General features: G+C 51.7%; 15 protein-coding genes and 1 rRNA gene. All 16 read left to right on the top strand.

The features are described 5' to 3' along the window. Positions 1 to 391: 391 nt before the first annotated feature. Positions 392 to 904 carry an RsbRD N-terminal domain-containing protein gene (locus ACTVJH_RS02110; protein WP_455986984.1) on the top strand — a complete coding sequence of 171 codons (513 nt, stop codon included), beginning with the start codon at positions 392 to 394 and terminating at the stop codon, positions 902 to 904. 47 nt (positions 905 to 951) lie between these two features. Then, positions 952 to 1,962 (top strand): sulfate reduction electron transfer complex DsrMKJOP subunit DsrM, encoded by a 1,011-nt coding sequence (gene dsrM, locus ACTVJH_RS02105; RefSeq protein WP_455986982.1) that lies wholly within the window; start codon positions 952 to 954, stop codon positions 1,960 to 1,962. Further along, a complete protein-coding gene (dsrK, locus tag ACTVJH_RS02100; RefSeq protein WP_455986980.1) occupies positions 1,955 to 3,586 on the top strand; it encodes a sulfate reduction electron transfer complex DsrMKJOP subunit DsrK in 1,632 nt (543 codons plus the stop codon). The genes dsrM and dsrK overlap by 8 nt, the downstream gene beginning before the upstream one ends. After that, complete coding sequence (gene dsrJ / locus ACTVJH_RS02095) at positions 3,586 to 3,969, top strand: sulfate reduction electron transfer complex DsrMKJOP subunit DsrJ (protein ID WP_455986978.1); 384 nt, start codon at positions 3,586 to 3,588, stop codon at positions 3,967 to 3,969. Before dsrK ends, dsrJ begins: the two co-directional genes overlap by 1 nt. Then, a complete protein-coding gene (gene dsrO / locus ACTVJH_RS02090; RefSeq protein WP_455986976.1) occupies positions 3,969 to 4,766 on the top strand; it encodes a sulfate reduction electron transfer complex DsrMKJOP subunit DsrO in 798 nt (265 codons plus the stop codon). Before dsrJ ends, dsrO begins: the two co-directional genes overlap by 1 nt. A 13-nt stretch (positions 4,767 to 4,779) precedes the next feature. Next, complete coding sequence (gene dsrP, locus ACTVJH_RS02085; protein WP_455986974.1) at positions 4,780 to 5,928, top strand: sulfate reduction electron transfer complex DsrMKJOP subunit DsrP; 1,149 nt, start codon at positions 4,780 to 4,782, stop codon at positions 5,926 to 5,928. A gap of 245 nt (positions 5,929 to 6,173) precedes the next feature. Then, positions 6,174 to 6,362, top strand: coding sequence for a ferredoxin (locus tag ACTVJH_RS02080; RefSeq protein ID WP_455986972.1), 189 nt, complete (start codon positions 6,174 to 6,176; stop codon positions 6,360 to 6,362). 222 nt (positions 6,363 to 6,584) lie between these two features. Next, positions 6,585 to 7,274: a YkgJ family cysteine cluster protein gene (locus ACTVJH_RS02075; protein ID WP_455986970.1), complete on the top strand. Its 690-nt coding sequence runs from the start codon at positions 6,585 to 6,587 to the stop codon at positions 7,272 to 7,274. Positions 7,275 to 7,325: 51 nt separating this feature from the next. Next, the gene (locus tag ACTVJH_RS02070) at positions 7,326 to 7,691 is read left to right on the top strand and encodes a hypothetical protein (RefSeq protein WP_455986968.1); all 366 of its coding nucleotides are present in this window, start codon (positions 7,326 to 7,328) and stop codon (positions 7,689 to 7,691) included. A 46-nt stretch (positions 7,692 to 7,737) separates the two neighbouring features. After that, positions 7,738 to 8,349: a tetratricopeptide repeat protein gene (locus ACTVJH_RS02065; protein ID WP_455986966.1), complete on the top strand. Its 612-nt coding sequence runs from the start codon at positions 7,738 to 7,740 to the stop codon at positions 8,347 to 8,349. A 510-nt stretch (positions 8,350 to 8,859) separates the two neighbouring features. Beyond that, entirely contained in the window at positions 8,860 to 10,173 is a 1,314-nt protein-coding gene (gene dsrA / locus ACTVJH_RS02060) for a dissimilatory-type sulfite reductase subunit alpha (protein ID WP_455986964.1), read from the top strand. Positions 10,174 to 10,185: 12 nt separating this feature from the next. Beyond that, the gene (gene dsrB / locus ACTVJH_RS02055; RefSeq protein WP_455986962.1) at positions 10,186 to 11,379 is read left to right on the top strand and encodes a dissimilatory-type sulfite reductase subunit beta; all 1,194 of its coding nucleotides are present in this window, start codon (positions 10,186 to 10,188) and stop codon (positions 11,377 to 11,379) included. 63 nt (positions 11,380 to 11,442) lie between these two features. Then, entirely contained in the window at positions 11,443 to 11,679 is a 237-nt protein-coding gene (locus ACTVJH_RS02050) for a dissimilatory sulfite reductase D family protein (RefSeq protein WP_455986960.1), read from the top strand. 65 nt (positions 11,680 to 11,744) lie between these two features. Further along, complete coding sequence (locus ACTVJH_RS02045) at positions 11,745 to 13,184, top strand: cobyrinate a,c-diamide synthase (protein WP_455986958.1); 1,440 nt, start codon at positions 11,745 to 11,747, stop codon at positions 13,182 to 13,184. A gap of 143 nt (positions 13,185 to 13,327) precedes the next feature. Continuing rightward, entirely contained in the window at positions 13,328 to 13,678 is a 351-nt protein-coding gene (locus ACTVJH_RS02040; RefSeq protein ID WP_455986956.1) for a DVU0772 family protein, read from the top strand. 671 nt (positions 13,679 to 14,349) lie between these two features. Beyond that, positions 14,350 to 14,697: ribosomal RNA gene (locus ACTVJH_RS02035) — 16S ribosomal RNA — on the top strand; the annotation flags it as partial.

Raw genomic sequence — 14,697 nt, 5'->3', positions numbered from 1 at the left:
AAGAGGCAGAGCCGTATGACAATTTCGATCCTAAGCAGAATATGGGCTGATATCGGCGAGTGAGACGGGTTTGTTCACAGGTTTTCGAGAAAATGCCATGATCACTTTTTGCATGGGATCCATTCAGGATACTGATCAGCGTTGAGGATATAGAAAATGTCCAACTCGTTTCACCAGGATCTTCAGAACTGCATTTTACCAGGAAAAATTCAAACTAACTATCCGGAATAACGATATAATTGTACTGATTAGCTTGTGTTTTTTTTCTCAATTTATCTTGACGGCAAATTGCCAGTGACTTAAGAACCCTGCATCTATGCGTTTGGGGTTGCACTTCAAGGTCCCAATTTTACGTGACAACAAGCTGAAACCTTTAAAGAACCGAGAAATCATGAGTTTGCGAGATAGATTGTACGGGCGGAAGAAGAAGATCTCCGCCGCATGGCTGGATGTCTTTTTGGAGACGTACAAGTCCCAGGGGGCCAAGTTTTTTAGAGAGACAAGAAACGAATTCGCTAATCCCGTGGGGACCACGTTCCGTTCTTGCCTGGAGGGCTTGTTGGATTATCTGCTTCAGGAGAACGATGGAGAGGGGCTTGAAAAACTCGTTGATGGCGTCGTCAGAATTCGGGCCGTCCAGGGATTCGCGCCCTCAGTTGCCACGGAGTTCGTTTTCAGCATCAAGAAGATTCTCAAGGACGAGGCTGGAGTGGAGCTCGCGAATCCCGAGGGCATCCGCGAGTGGGAAGCCATTGAGTCCCGCATTGAAAATATGACACGCATTGCTTTTGATCTGTACATGGCCTGCCGGGAAAAAATCTGGAAGCACAAGGCCAACCATCTATACAACCGAACCAACCAGCTCCTGAAGAAGTCCCACCTTATAGAGGAGGTCACAGACTGAGGTCTGTTTATTTTTTTGTGGTGCAAATCTAAACGAGGTAGAGGTAGATGAAAGCACTTTATTCCCTGTTTCTGGTATTTGCTCTCGTCGTGGTCTCCGTACTCGGAGCGGGAGCAATGGGGTGGCATTCCCTTTTTGGGACCGTCATTCCGTACGCGGCCTTTTTGTTGTTTGTCATCGGTTTCTGTATGCGAGTCATGGACTGGGCGAAATCTCCGGTGCCCTTCAGGATTCCGACCACCTGTGGTCAGCAGAAATCGTTGCCATGGATCAAACATTCTAAAATCGAAAATCCCTCTACGACGTCCGGAGTTGTCGTGAGGATGCTTCTCGAGGTTTTGTGTTTCCGTTCCCTGTTCAGAAACACGAAGATCGACCTCAGATCCGGTCCCCGGTTGACGTTTAGCTCGAGCAAATGGCTCTGGCTCGGGGCCCTCGCCTTTCATTATTCATTTTTGATCATCGTCATCAGGCACATGCGGTTTTTTACCGAACCCGTGCCGGGGTTCATCTCCGTGTTCGATGCGGTTGATGGTGTGCTCCAGCTTGGGGCCCCGGTGATCTATCTGACGGATGGCATTTTCCTTCTGGCCGTTGCCTATCTGCTCATCCGCCGGTTGGTCGTACCCCACATGCGTTTCATCTCGCTGGTTGCCGACTTTTTTCCCCTTTTCCTGATCATGGCCATCGGTATCACTGGCGTTGCCATGCGGTACTTCATCAAGACCGACGTGGTCGCCATCAAGGAATTGACCATGAATATGGTCCAGCTGCATCCGGTCATTCCCGAGGGGATCGGCGTCATCTTTTATGTTCACCTCTTCCTGGTATGTACCCTGCTCGTGTATTTCCCCTTGAGCAAGCTGATGCATATGGGCGGTGTTTTCATGAGCCCAACAAGAAATATGGCCTCCAACAACAGAGCTGTCAGGCACATCAATCCCTGGAACTATCCCGTTCCTGTCCACACGTACGCCGAGTACGAGGATGAGTTCAGAGAGAAGATGATTGAGTCCGGTCTGCCGGTTGATAAGCAGGAAGGAGTGGAGAATGTCTAATCTTCCAAAAGCAAACGAACTAGCCGAAAAGATTGATTACATGCCCCCAAAAGGGGATTGGATGGACCTTCCTCTGGAGATCAAGGACGGAAGGTATTGTTATGCCTCGAACCCCAAGAGCGTCGAGTACGTGGGCCTGCCCAACGCCAGGTCCTGGAATCCCCTGGACGATGACTGGAAGCTTCCGGAAAACTGGCAGGAGATCATTCTCAATGGAATGCGCGAGCGCCTCGATCGCTTCCGGACCTTCAAGGTTTTCATGGATGTCTGTGTGCGCTGTGGAGCCTGTGCCGACAAATGCCATTTTTTCATCGGTTCGGGTGATCCCCGGAATATGCCCGTTCTCAGGGCTGAGCTGCTGCGTTCCGTGTACCGTGGCGAGTTCACCAAGGCCGGGAAGATTCTGGGCCGTTTCGCCGGTGGTCGCAAGCTGACCCTCTCGGTGCTCAAGGAATGGTGGTATTATTTCTTTCAATGCAGCGAATGCCGAAGGTGCTCGGTGTTCTGCCCCTACGGGATCGATACGGCCGAGGTCACCATCATGGGCCGCGAACTCCTCAATCTGGTCGGTCTGAACATCGACTGGATCGCCACCCCGGTGGCCAACTGCTACCGGACCGGAAACCATCTCGGCATCCAGCCCCACGCCTTCAAGGACATGCTCGATTTTTTCTGCGAGGATATCGAGGAGATCACCGGCATCCTTCCCGAACCCTCCTACAATGAAAAGGGCGCGGACATCCTGTTCATCACCCCCTCGGGTGACGTGTTCGCCGATCCGGGCACCTACACCTGCATGGGGTATCTGATGCTTTTTGAATACCTCAAAAGGGAATACGGTCTCAAGGTGACCTGGTCCACCTATGCCTCTGAAGGCGGCAACTTCGGTTTCTTCACCTCGCATGAAACCATGAAGCGCCTCAATTCCAAGATGTACATGGAGGCCGAGCGCCTCGGTGCCAAATGGATTCTGGGCGGCGAGTGCGGCCACATGTGGCGGGTGATCACCCAGTACATGGATACCATGAACGGACCCGAGTATCAGAAATCCCACATGGAAACCCCTGTCAACCCGATCACCGGAACGGTCTTTGAGAACGCGGCTTCGACCAAGATGGTCCATATCTGCGAGTTTACGGCCGATCTGATCAAGCATGGCAAGCTCAACCTGGACAAGTCCAGGAATGACAATATCAAGCTGACCTATCACGATTCCTGCAACCCCGCCCGCGGCATGGGCCTTCTGGATGAGCCCAGGTATGTCATTGAAAATACCTGCAACTATTTCTACGAGATGCCCGAAAACACCATCCGCGAGCAGACCTTCTGCTGTGGTGGCGGTTCCGGTCTCAATGCGGGTGAGGATGACGAATTGCGGATGATGGGCGGTCTGCCCCGCGCCAATGCGGTCAAACATGTCCACGACAAGTACGGTGTGAACACGCTTGGTTGTATCTGCGCCATTGACAGGGCGGTCTTCCCCGATCTCATGGACTACTGGGTCCCCGGGGTCGAGGTGACCGGTATTCACGAACTTGTGGGTAACGCATTGGTCTTCCCCAATGAGCAGGAAAGAGAGACCGATCTGCGAGGCGAACCCCTGCCAGGTAAGGAGGATGAATAATGTACGATAAAGGTGCGGTGATCGCCGGCCTGGCCGTGTTTGTGGTCCTTTTCTCGTTTCCCTTCTGGTACAACACCGGATCGGCGGCCTACAAACAGCCCCAGCCCGAGCTTCCCAAGAACAGCGAGTTTTGTGTCGAATCCAAGGATTGGATGCGTGCCGAGCATATGCAGTTGCTTAACGATTGGAGAGACGAGGTCGTCCGTGAAGGCATGCATGAGTACACGAGTACCCTGAACGGCGAGCATTATCAGAAGAGTTTGGTCAAGACCTGCATGAAGTGCCATGACAGCAAGGAAAAGTTCTGCGACAAATGCCACGACACCTTGGATGTGAATCCGTATTGTTGGGATTGTCACGTAGCCCCCAAGGAGGCCAAGTAATGAAGAATACAAGAAGAAAATTCCTCAAGATCGCAGGGTTGGCCGCCCTTGGATGGAGTGTCAGACCTGCGTCCAGACTCTTTGCCAGTCCCCATGGCTCCCAAAGTGCCGAAGGGCTGTTCGTGGCATCCAAGCATGGCGCCCCTCAGCATGGTGAAGGGCTCCACGCCGGTCGCTGGGCCATGCTCATCGACATGCAGAAGCTGACCCCGGCCATAGAAAAAAAATGTATCGAGGCCTGTCACACGAATCACAATGTCCCGACCATCGATACCAAGCAGGACATCAAATGGATCTGGTCCGCGGGCATGCATAACGTTTTTCCGGAACAGGCCCACGAACATGTTCCCGGGGTGGCCAAGCGAACCACGTTGGCCCTTTGCAACCATTGCAGCAATCCCCCGTGTGTCCGGGTCTGTCCCACCAAGGCCACATTCCAGCGGGAAGACGGCATCGTCATGATGGACTTTCACCGGTGCATCGGCTGTCGGTACTGCATGGCCGCCTGTCCTTACGGCTCACGGAGCTTCAACTTCATGGACCCGAGACCGCATATCAAGGAAACCACGCCGGAATTCCCCACCAGGACCAAGGGAGTTGTCGAAAAATGTGAATTCTGTACCGAGAGATTGGCTGAAGGCAAGCTCCCCTATTGCGTGGAGGTCTCGGAAGGAGCCCTTCTTTTTGGTGACCTGGAAGATCCTGATTCCGAGGTGCGCAAGGTTCTTGCTTCGCGGTATTCCATTCGTAGAAAACCCGAGCTTGGCACGGAACCAGGCGTCTACTACTTAATCTAAGAGGTGGGTAGCTATGCTCGAGAAAGTTCTCAAAGGTAACAAGGTTTATTGGGGCTGGTTGGCTATCCTGCTGGCACTTATAACCGTCGGTGCTGTGTGTTATACCATGCAGCTTGTCAATGGATTGACCATAACGGGGATGAGCCGTGACGTCTCCTGGGGATTTTATATCGCCCAGTTCACCTTTTTGGTCGGTGTGGCCGCCTCGGCCGTGATGATGGTCATCCCCAAGTATTTGCACGATTACAAGACCTACGGGCGTGTGCTCATCTTCGGTGAGTTCAATGCCGTGGCCATGGTCTGTCTCTGTCTCATGTTCATCATTGCAGACCTCGGTTCTCCCCAGAGGCTGATGAATATCATTCTGCACCCCACGCCCAACTCCATGCTGTTTTGGGACATGATCGTCCTCAACGGCTATCTGTTCATCAATATCTTCGTGGGCTGGATTACCCTGCAGGCCCATCGCAAGGAAGTGGCGCCGCCCAAATGGATCAAGTTTTTCATTTACCTGTCCATTCCCTGGGCCGTAAGTATCCACACGGTGACCGCCTTTTTGTACTGTGGTCTTCCTGGCCGTGGCTACTGGATGGACGCAGTCCTGGCTTCCCGCTTTCTGGCTTCGGCCTTTGCCGCCGGACCTGCCTTTTTGATCATTTTGCTGTACATTGTCAGGGCCACCACCAAGTTCGATCCGGGCAAGGAATCTTTCAAGGCGCTTGGCAAGACCATCGCCTATGCCATGTCTGTCAACCTCTTCCTGGTTCTGTGCGAGGTCTTTACTGTCAATTATAGCAATATTCCCAGCCACCTCCATCATTGGCACTATCTGTTCTTCGGAGATGGGGTCCTGGTTCCCTGGATGTGGACGTCCATGCTCATGGGGTTTGTTGGCGTACTCATCCTGATCGTGCCCAGCAACCGCGAAAACGACAATACGCTCATTGCCGGTTGTCTGCTTGTTTTTATCGGGGCCTGGATCGACAAGGGCCTCGGCATGATCGGCGGTGGTTTCGTACCTAACGCACTCATGGAAATAACCGAGTATGTTCCGACCAAGCTTGAACTCGGTGTCTCTCTCGGGATCTATGCGGCAGGATTTTTCATCCTGACCCTGCTGACCAAGATCGCCGTAGGGGTCAAGGTCGAAATCAACGAATAGATTGCAATCAAGGGTGCACATCCTGCGTCATGATGGGTGTGTGCCCTTTTTTTGATAGAACCAGCTGGCCTAAAAAAATGTGCGGATGCCGGTTACATTCCCGGGACTTCCCTGTCCAAAAAGGGTGCTAAAAAAACTTGCATCCCGGAATCTTCACGTCTATGACTCCCCTGTATCTCTTGAAGGGAGGTCATACACCACTTCGGTAAGTGATCTTACCCAATCAACTTTTTTTGGAGGTTTGTATGTCTTATAACGTAACTGTCGATCCTGAGAAGTGCGTTGGTTGCGGCGAATGTGTTGATGTCTGCCCCGTTGAAGTATATGAGCTTAAGAACGAAAAATCCGTTCCTGTCAACGAGGAAGAGTGTCTTGGATGCGAATCCTGCATCGAAGTTTGCGAGACCGACGCCATTACTGTTGAAGAAGCTTAGTTGACGCACAGGCCCTCTTCCCCGGGGGCCTTTTTTTTCATTTTTCCCCTCCTTGCACTCTCCCCCCGAAACATTTAAGGCATAGTGCCATTGGCATGTTGGTTCTGACCCAAGGATGGCCAGACTTTTTGCATGCCATTTCATGACGAAACATGGGTGATCGCGCATGAACCTTCGGCCGAAGGATTACACATGCGGGTTCGCAGATTTGAGGATGATGTTATGTCTCTTGATTTTTCCACATACTTTGAAGAATACGAAAAACTTGTTGCCGGGGCGGATCAGGCCTTTGCCCGGATTCAGCAGGCCTGTCCCGACAAGGTGACCTGTAAACGGGGATGCTGTGATTGCTGTTATGCGCTGTTTGACCTGACTCTTGTCGAGGCCATGTATCTGAATCACCATTTCAAGCAGCTTCCTCCAGAGGTCAAGAACCGGGTATACCTGCGTGCGGATAAAGCCGACAGAATGATGGTCATGGCCAAGAAGAAGGCTTTCAGAATGCAGGAAAAAGGGGAGTCTCGGGAAGAAGTTCTCAAGATGGTCGGACAGGAAAAAATCCGATGTCCTTTTCTAGGGGAGAACGACCAATGTGAGATGTATGAGCATAGGCCCATTACCTGTCGACTTTACGGGGTTCCCCAGGAAATCAACGGCAAGGCCCATGTCTGCACCCTCACCGGCTTCGCTCCGGGGGAGCAGTACCCGACTGTCAAGGTCGAGCGCCTCCAGGATGCCCTGGTCCTTTTGAGCAATGCCCTGGTCAAGAGCCTGAATTCCAAACACACCAAGCTTGCAACCGTATTCGTTCCGGTATCGTCAGCCGTTCTGACGGTGTATGATGATGATTATCTGGGCATTGAGCGAGAGGGCCAAAAGGCCAAAAAGGCCCAGTGGTCGGTTCGGAGCTGATTTTTTTCGATCCCGCAATGGGATCATATCGTTGGAGACGGATACCAGAAAATGACAAAGACACTTACACCCGAACAGGAAGAACAGAAGCGGTTCATGTACGAGCGCATGGGAGGAAGACGCCGCAAGTTCATCGATCGGATCGGTTACGAGGCATGGGATCCGTTTGCCGAGCCCAACGATCCCATCGACATCCGTATGGGACCTGCCCGTATGACGGCTCAGCAGCTCGTATCCGAGTTCATGAAGGCCAAGCGAACCATGGATGTGGGCATTGCCTACCGGGAAGGTGTCGAGGCCATGGCTCTAGGAGCCACCACGCATGATGAAAAGATCAAGGCCATGTATGATTTCTCGCTCTGGTACAGTACCTTGCTCGCCAAACAGGGGCGGAATTTTGATGGCGAGTTGACGTGAGAAAATTTTATAAATGGCACTGTTCGGCGAATCGTAAGGAGCGAATATGAGTGACAACAATAAGAATCAAGTCGTTCAGAAGTTTAAGGAAGAGATGAAAAGTACCTCGGACACCGGTACCGGACATTACAATCTGGCCATGACCTATCTTGGTGAACGTGATTTCGAGGCCGCGGAAAAGGAACTTCGACTGGCCATCCAGGAGGAACCCGAACTCGCCGAGGGATACGTCCAATTGGGTGGAATCGCCATGTATCGTGGCGATCTGGACAGTTGTTTAAGCTACAACAAGATGGCCGCAGATATCCGACCCCGGTTCGCTGTACCCCATGGAAACATGGGATTTGTCTATCTGCAGCAACAGCAAATTGATAAGGCCATTGGCTCCTTTCGCAAAGCCCTGTCCTTCGATCCCGGCTTTTTGCAGGCACGGACGAGTTTGGGGGCCGCCTATCTGATGCAGGGTGACGCCACCGCCTGTCTGGAAGAATGTATGAAGGTTGTCCAGCAGGAACCCCATTTCGGTCCTGCCTGGAACAATATCGGCCTGGCCCATCTGGAAATGGGCGACAAGGAAAAGGCCAGGGATGCCTTTGATAAGGCATTGGCATCGGGCTATGAAGTTCCTGACCAGCTTCTTCAGGAGGCACAGGATTAGAACCATCCGACACCACAACCCGTGAGTGGATGTCCAGGCGATGCATGAGACGCCATTGAAGGCTGCATGATACCGAAAGTGTTCGGGATGTTTTCGCTTGTCTTGGCGCAGTGGCTTGACGAGTATCTGGCTGCAATTCTTAATCTGCTTGTCGACCAATTTGATTGTGGCCGCGTTTTGCAAGGAAACAGACGCGCACAAGAAAAAATCAAAATGGACCTGGACGCTCAGTCGATATTGGGATAGAAACAAAACGTTTTTTCGTTTCTCCGGCTTCATGTGCTCTTTGCGAACAAAGAGGTCTGCGGAGAAGCGTGGGAGCCTCAAATCGTCAACAAATCGTTGTCCTGCCGGAATTTTCAGGTTGACAAAAACAACGTTTTGTAAGAAAAATCACAAAGTTTAATAGCTCGATTTTTTTGATGTTGAGGATGTAATCCGGTTAACAAACGTGAAACTTGTTATGCGGTTTTTCTTGAATCCGGTGTAAACCTTAAAGGAGGAAATGCGATGGCTAAACGTGAGACTCCATTGCTGGACCAGCTTGAATCAGGTCCATGGCCAAGTTTTGTGTCCGATATCAAACGGGCAGCAGAATCAAGGCACAAAAACGAAAGAAACCTCGAGTATCAGATTCCTGTCGATGTTTGTGACGACCTGCTGGGCGTTCTCGAGCTCTCCTATGAAGACGGCACCACCCATTGGAAGCATGGTGGTATCGTTGGCGTATTCGGTTATGGTGGTGGTGTTATCGGCCGTTACTGTGACCAGCCTCAAAACTTCCCTGGTGTTGCCCATTTCCACACCATGCGTGTCAACCAGCCTTCCGGTAAGTACTACACATCTCAGTATCTGAAAGATCTTTGTGATCTCTGGGACTTCCGCGGAAGTGGTCTGACCAACATGCACGGCGCCACCGGTGACATCGTCTTCATCGGTACCACCACCGAACAGTTGGAAGAAATTTTCTTCGAGCTGACCCACAAGTTTGATCAGGACCTCGGCGGTTCCGGTTCCAACCTGAGAACCCCGGCTACCTGTCTGGGTCAGTCTCGTTGTGAATTCGCCTGTTACGACACCCAGGCCCTGTGTAACCATTTGACGCATGAATACCAGGACGAACTGCATCGTCCCGCGTTTCCGTACAAGTTCAAGTTCAAGTTTGACGGTTGTCCCAACGGTTGTGTTGCCGCTATCGCCCGTTCCGACCTTTCTTTCCTCGGTACCTGGCGTGACGAGATCCGCATCGATCAGGAAGCGGTTGCCGCATACGTTGGTGGCGAAATCCAGCCTAACGCCGGTGCCTTTGCCGGTCGCGACTGGGGTGCTTTCGACATCCAGAAGGAAGTCATCGACCTGTGTCCTTCTCAGTGCATGAGTCTCGAAGATGGCAAGCTGGTTATCGACAACAAGGAGTGTACCCGTTGCATGCATTGTATCAACGTCATGCCTCGCGCTCTGAAGATCGGTAACGATCGCGGTTGTTCCATGCTGTGTGGTGCCAAGTCTCCCATCCTCGATGGTGCTCAGATGGGTTCCCTGCTCGTTCCCTTCATCAAGGTCGAAGACAACTACGATCAAATCCAGGAAGTCATCGAAAATATCTGGGACTGGTGGATGGAAGAAGGCAAGAACCGCGAACGTCTTGGTGAGCTGATCAAGCGTCAGGGCTTTCAGAAGCTTCTGGAAGTGACCAACATCAAGGCCATGCCTCAGCATATCCAGGAACCCCGTTCCAATCCCTACATCCTGTGGAGAGAGGAAGAGGTTGAAGGCGGCTGGGAACGCGACATCAACGAGTTCAGAAAACATCACGCAAGATAAGGGGGTTCCAAAATGGCATTTATCTCATCCGGATACAATCCCGATAAACCAATGGAAAACAGGATCACTGATATTGGTCCTCGTGATTTCAATGAGTTCCTGCCTCCTGTCATCAAGAAGAATTTCGGGAAATGGGACTACCATGAGATCCTGGAGCCCGGTGTTCTCATGCACAAGGCAGACAGCGGTGACGAAGTCTACACTGTTCGCTGCGGCGGTTGCCGTCTGATGAGCACCGAGCATATCCGCGAGATCGTAGAGATTGCGGACAAGCATTGCGACGGTTACCTGCGCTTCACCACTCGGAACAACATCGAGTTCATGGTCGACAGCAAGGATAAGGTTGCCCCTTTGAAGGACGACCTGCTGAGCCGCAAAGGCCCCGGTGGTGACTTCAAGTTCCCCATCGGCGGAACCGGTGCATGTATCACCAATATCGTTCACACCCAGGGCTGGATTCACTGTCACACCCCGGCCACCGATGCTTCCGGTACCGTGAAGGCCACCATGGATGAACTCTTCGAAGAGTTCACCAACATGAGACTCCCGGCCATCCTGCGTATCTCCATGGCCTGCTGTCTGAACATGTGTGGTGCTGTTCACTGTTCCGATCTGGCTATTCTCGGTATTCACAGAAAGCCGCCCATGATCGACCACGAGTACATCGACAAGGTGTGTGAGATTCCTCTGGCCGTTGCTTCCTGTCCGGTAGCCGCTATCCGTCCTTCCAAGACTGAAATCGACGCCGATGGCGAGAAAAAGACCGTCAAGACCGTTGCCATCAAGAACGAACGTTGTATGTTCTGTGGTAACTGTTACACCATGTGTCCTTCCCTGCCTCTGGCTGACCAGGAAGGTGATGGTATTGCCCTCATGGTTGGTGGAAAGATCTCCAACCGTATCTCCGCACCCAAATTCTCCAAGGTCGTTATCGCCTTTATCCCCAACGAGCCCCCTCGCTGGCCTACAATGACCAAGACCATTCGCAAGATTGTTGACGCCTATGCAAAGAACGCCAACAAATACGAACGTCTCGGTGATTGGGCTGAGCGTATCGGCTGGGAAAAGTTCTTTGAAGTTTGCGATATCCCCTTTACCGAACATGTCATCGATGATTTCCGTGATCCCGCCTATTACACCTGGCGTCAGACCACGAACTTCAAGTGGACTCACGGTGCTGAAGATTTCGCCAACATCTGCAAATAGCATGACCAAAACAATGGGGCGGGTTTTTCCCGCCCCATGTCTTGAAAACAATGAGAGGGACTCATGGACGAGAATGCACAGAAAGTTGTTGATTTCATGGAGTCAAAAGCAAAGAACAAGAGCAAGTTCTATTTCAAGGATCTTGCGGCTCTTTTTCCCGATGAAAAACCTCGTGCAGCCAAGAAGATCATCAACAAATTGGTTAGCGATGAAATCCTTGAATACTGGTCCAGTGGCAGCACGACCATGTACGGTCTCAAAGGTGCTGGCAAACAGCATGCTTCCGAGGGTGAGAAATAGAGAATTTTTGACCTGTCTGCCACATAGCTGCCCGGCAGAACGGTTGGTAGCGCGAGATATTTAGCATGGAATTCACCAATCCCTGCCCAAGGTTGGTCCTTGCAGGACTCAGTGGAGGGTCGGGTAAAACCATCGTCTCCCTTGGTGTCTGCCGTGCTGCTGCCGATGCAGGAATACGCGTTCGCCCATTCAAGAAGGGTCCGGATTATATCGATGCCCATTGGCTGGCTTTGGCCGCCAAGGCTTCGGTTTCTAATCTGGATCCTTTTCTATTTTCCCAGGAGTCCATCCAGACGTTGTTTCATGCCAGGATGCGCGACCATGATCTGGCCATAGTTGAAGGAAACCGTGGTCTGTTCGACGGCAAGGATGTGGACGGTACATGTTCCACGGCCGAGCTGGCCCGCATACTCAAGGCCCCTGTGGTCATTGTGGTCGATTGCACCAAGGCCACTCGAACCATGGCCGCGATCGTCATGGGATGTCAGATGTTTGATCCGGACCTGGACCTCAGGGGGGTCATTCTCAACCGGATCGCCGGAAGCCGCCATGAATCCATTGTTCGCTCGTCCATAGAGAAATATACGGATCTCAAGGTGTTTGGTGCGTTGCCCAAGATGGCGAACAATCCTATTCCCGAGCGACACATGGGGCTCATTTCCGACCAGGAATTCAACCAAACCGACCTCGCCTTTTCCCGTCTTTCGGCTTTTGTCCGCGAACATCTTGACCTCCCTGCCATCTTTTCCACCGCTGACACCTCAAGCGCTGTTCCGTGTCCTGAGACATCATTGTTCCCTCGTCCGGTGGGGCCGGCCGGGTGCGTGACCATTGGGTATGTCCGGGATGCGTCCCTGTGGTTTTATTATCAGGAAAATCTCAGGGCACTGGAGACAGCAGGGGCTACGCTGGTTCCGTTGTCCCTGCTTGACGACCGTCCGTGGCCAGCCCTTGATGGCCTCTATCTGGGTGGAGGTTTTCCCGAAACCCTGGCGGACAAGCTCTCGGCCAATGAGGTGATTCGTCAACGAGTGCGCTCCATGTCCCGTTCCGGTATGCCTGTTTATGCCGAGTGCGGTGGCTTCATGTATCTGTGCCGGGAACTCGAATATTTGGGCAGAACCTTTCCTATGGCGGGAATATTCCCCGTTTCGACAACCTTTTGTCCCAAGCCCCAGGGGCTTGGGTATATCCAGGGACACGTGACCCAGGCCAATCCTTTTTATCCCCTTGGAACACCATTGGTAGGACATGAATTCCATTATTCCCGTTCCCTTGCCGATGATCCCGTGCAAATCATTCCCTGCCTGAGTTTAAAGCGGGGTCAAGGGGTCCGCGCCCACATGGACATGCTTCTTTGCCGAAATACGCTGGCTGGCTACACGCACATGCATGCCTTCAGCAATCCTGAGTGGGCCAATCGCTTTGTCGAGGCTTCCCGAACGTACCAGCAATGCTGTCGCCGTCGATCTTCCACATGTTCCTGCCCAGATATTCGTATTTAGCCGATTCTCCCGAGGTCCTTTGAAGGGGTATTGATCCTGTGTGTCAGGTGGTCGATGAAATTGTGCATTGCTGCTTGACATTATCGATAATAATTATTATTAAAAAAATTACGTACGAAAGATCATAACCAAGGAGAGCTGAAATGGGACAGTTCGCACGATTCAAGGATATCGATATTGATTGGAACATGACTCCGGAGGATGCAGTTGCCCTGTATCTCGAATGGGGCAATAGCGGATATGGTGGAAGCTATGAAAACCGGGTCAAGAGTAAGGCCGATGTATCCTATTATTTTGTTATCAACACCTGGGAGAACAAGCCGAAGGGATACCTGATTCGGCGCAACTCCGATGGCGCCGAGGAGCTCACCTCGTTTGATCTGCCCGGTCAGCTGGAAGAGACGTTTCTGGATCAAGTCAGTCATCACAAGGGAGTCTATGGTGTCACTCCCGAAGTACGTGAATGGCTTGAAAGTGAAATATTCGGCACATAAGGTTACCCTTAGTCCATTGTGGCCGCCCGTCAGACAAAATAGCTGATGGGCGGTTTTTTTTGTATATTATGTCGGAACTCTTTACCTCCCCCGGTGTCAGGGAAGTTGTCGCCTCTTCTGAAATTCACCTAAGGGGGCCAGAAGGATCAGGTGATGGCATATTTATTATAACATACTGATTTATAGATTTTATTAGAATTGATTGCCAAAAAAAATTGCAGGAATGAAAAAAGTGTTTGACAAAAGGATCGGGTGTCCATAGAAACCGCATCTCTTGAGCGGGACAGGCCGTGAAGGCGAAGCGGTCCGGTTCAAGTGATCAGAATGTAAAGAGAAGTATCTGTTCTTTGAGAGCGAAGCAGGGTCGATGGGATGCGGGCGGTTGCGAGGTGATTTGTTTCTCGGACCGATCCGCAGAAAAGATAAAAAATCGATTGACAGGAGAGGGTGGTTTGGCTAGTAAACTTCTCCTTGTCGCGTCCTGAGTTTTTGGCGGGATCGACCTGATCTTTGATTGAAAAACTTGTTGACACGGCTGTTCGCAGGAGATTAGGAGCTGCGTTTTGCTGATGGAGACAGGCAAGGTCTTTGACAATTAAATAGCGAGTTAGAACATATTAAGGTTTTAAGCATAAAGGTCAGTTCGCAAGAGCTGGCCTGGGTTCATTTCATAACTGGAGAGTTTGATTCTGGCTCAGAATGAACGCTGGCGGCGTGCCTAACACATGCAAGTCGAACGAGAAAGCCCCTTCGGGGGTAAGTAGAGTGGCGCACGGGTGAGTAACGCGTGGATAATCTACCTACGAGTTTGGGATAACTTCGCGAAAGTGGAGCTAATACCGGATGGTCTGGCGATTATATATTGATTGTCGGTAAAGATAGCCTCTTCCTGAAAGCTATTGCTTGTAGATGAGTCCGCGTCTCATTAGCTTGTTGGCAGGGTAACGGCCTACCAAGGCGACGATGAGTAGCTGGTCTGAGAGGATGATCAGCCACACTGGAACTGAAACACGGTCCAG

The sequence above is a fragment of the Desulfoplanes sp. PS50 genome, from assembly GCF_053851535.1.
This window is presented reverse-complemented; position numbering and strand designations above follow the sequence as displayed.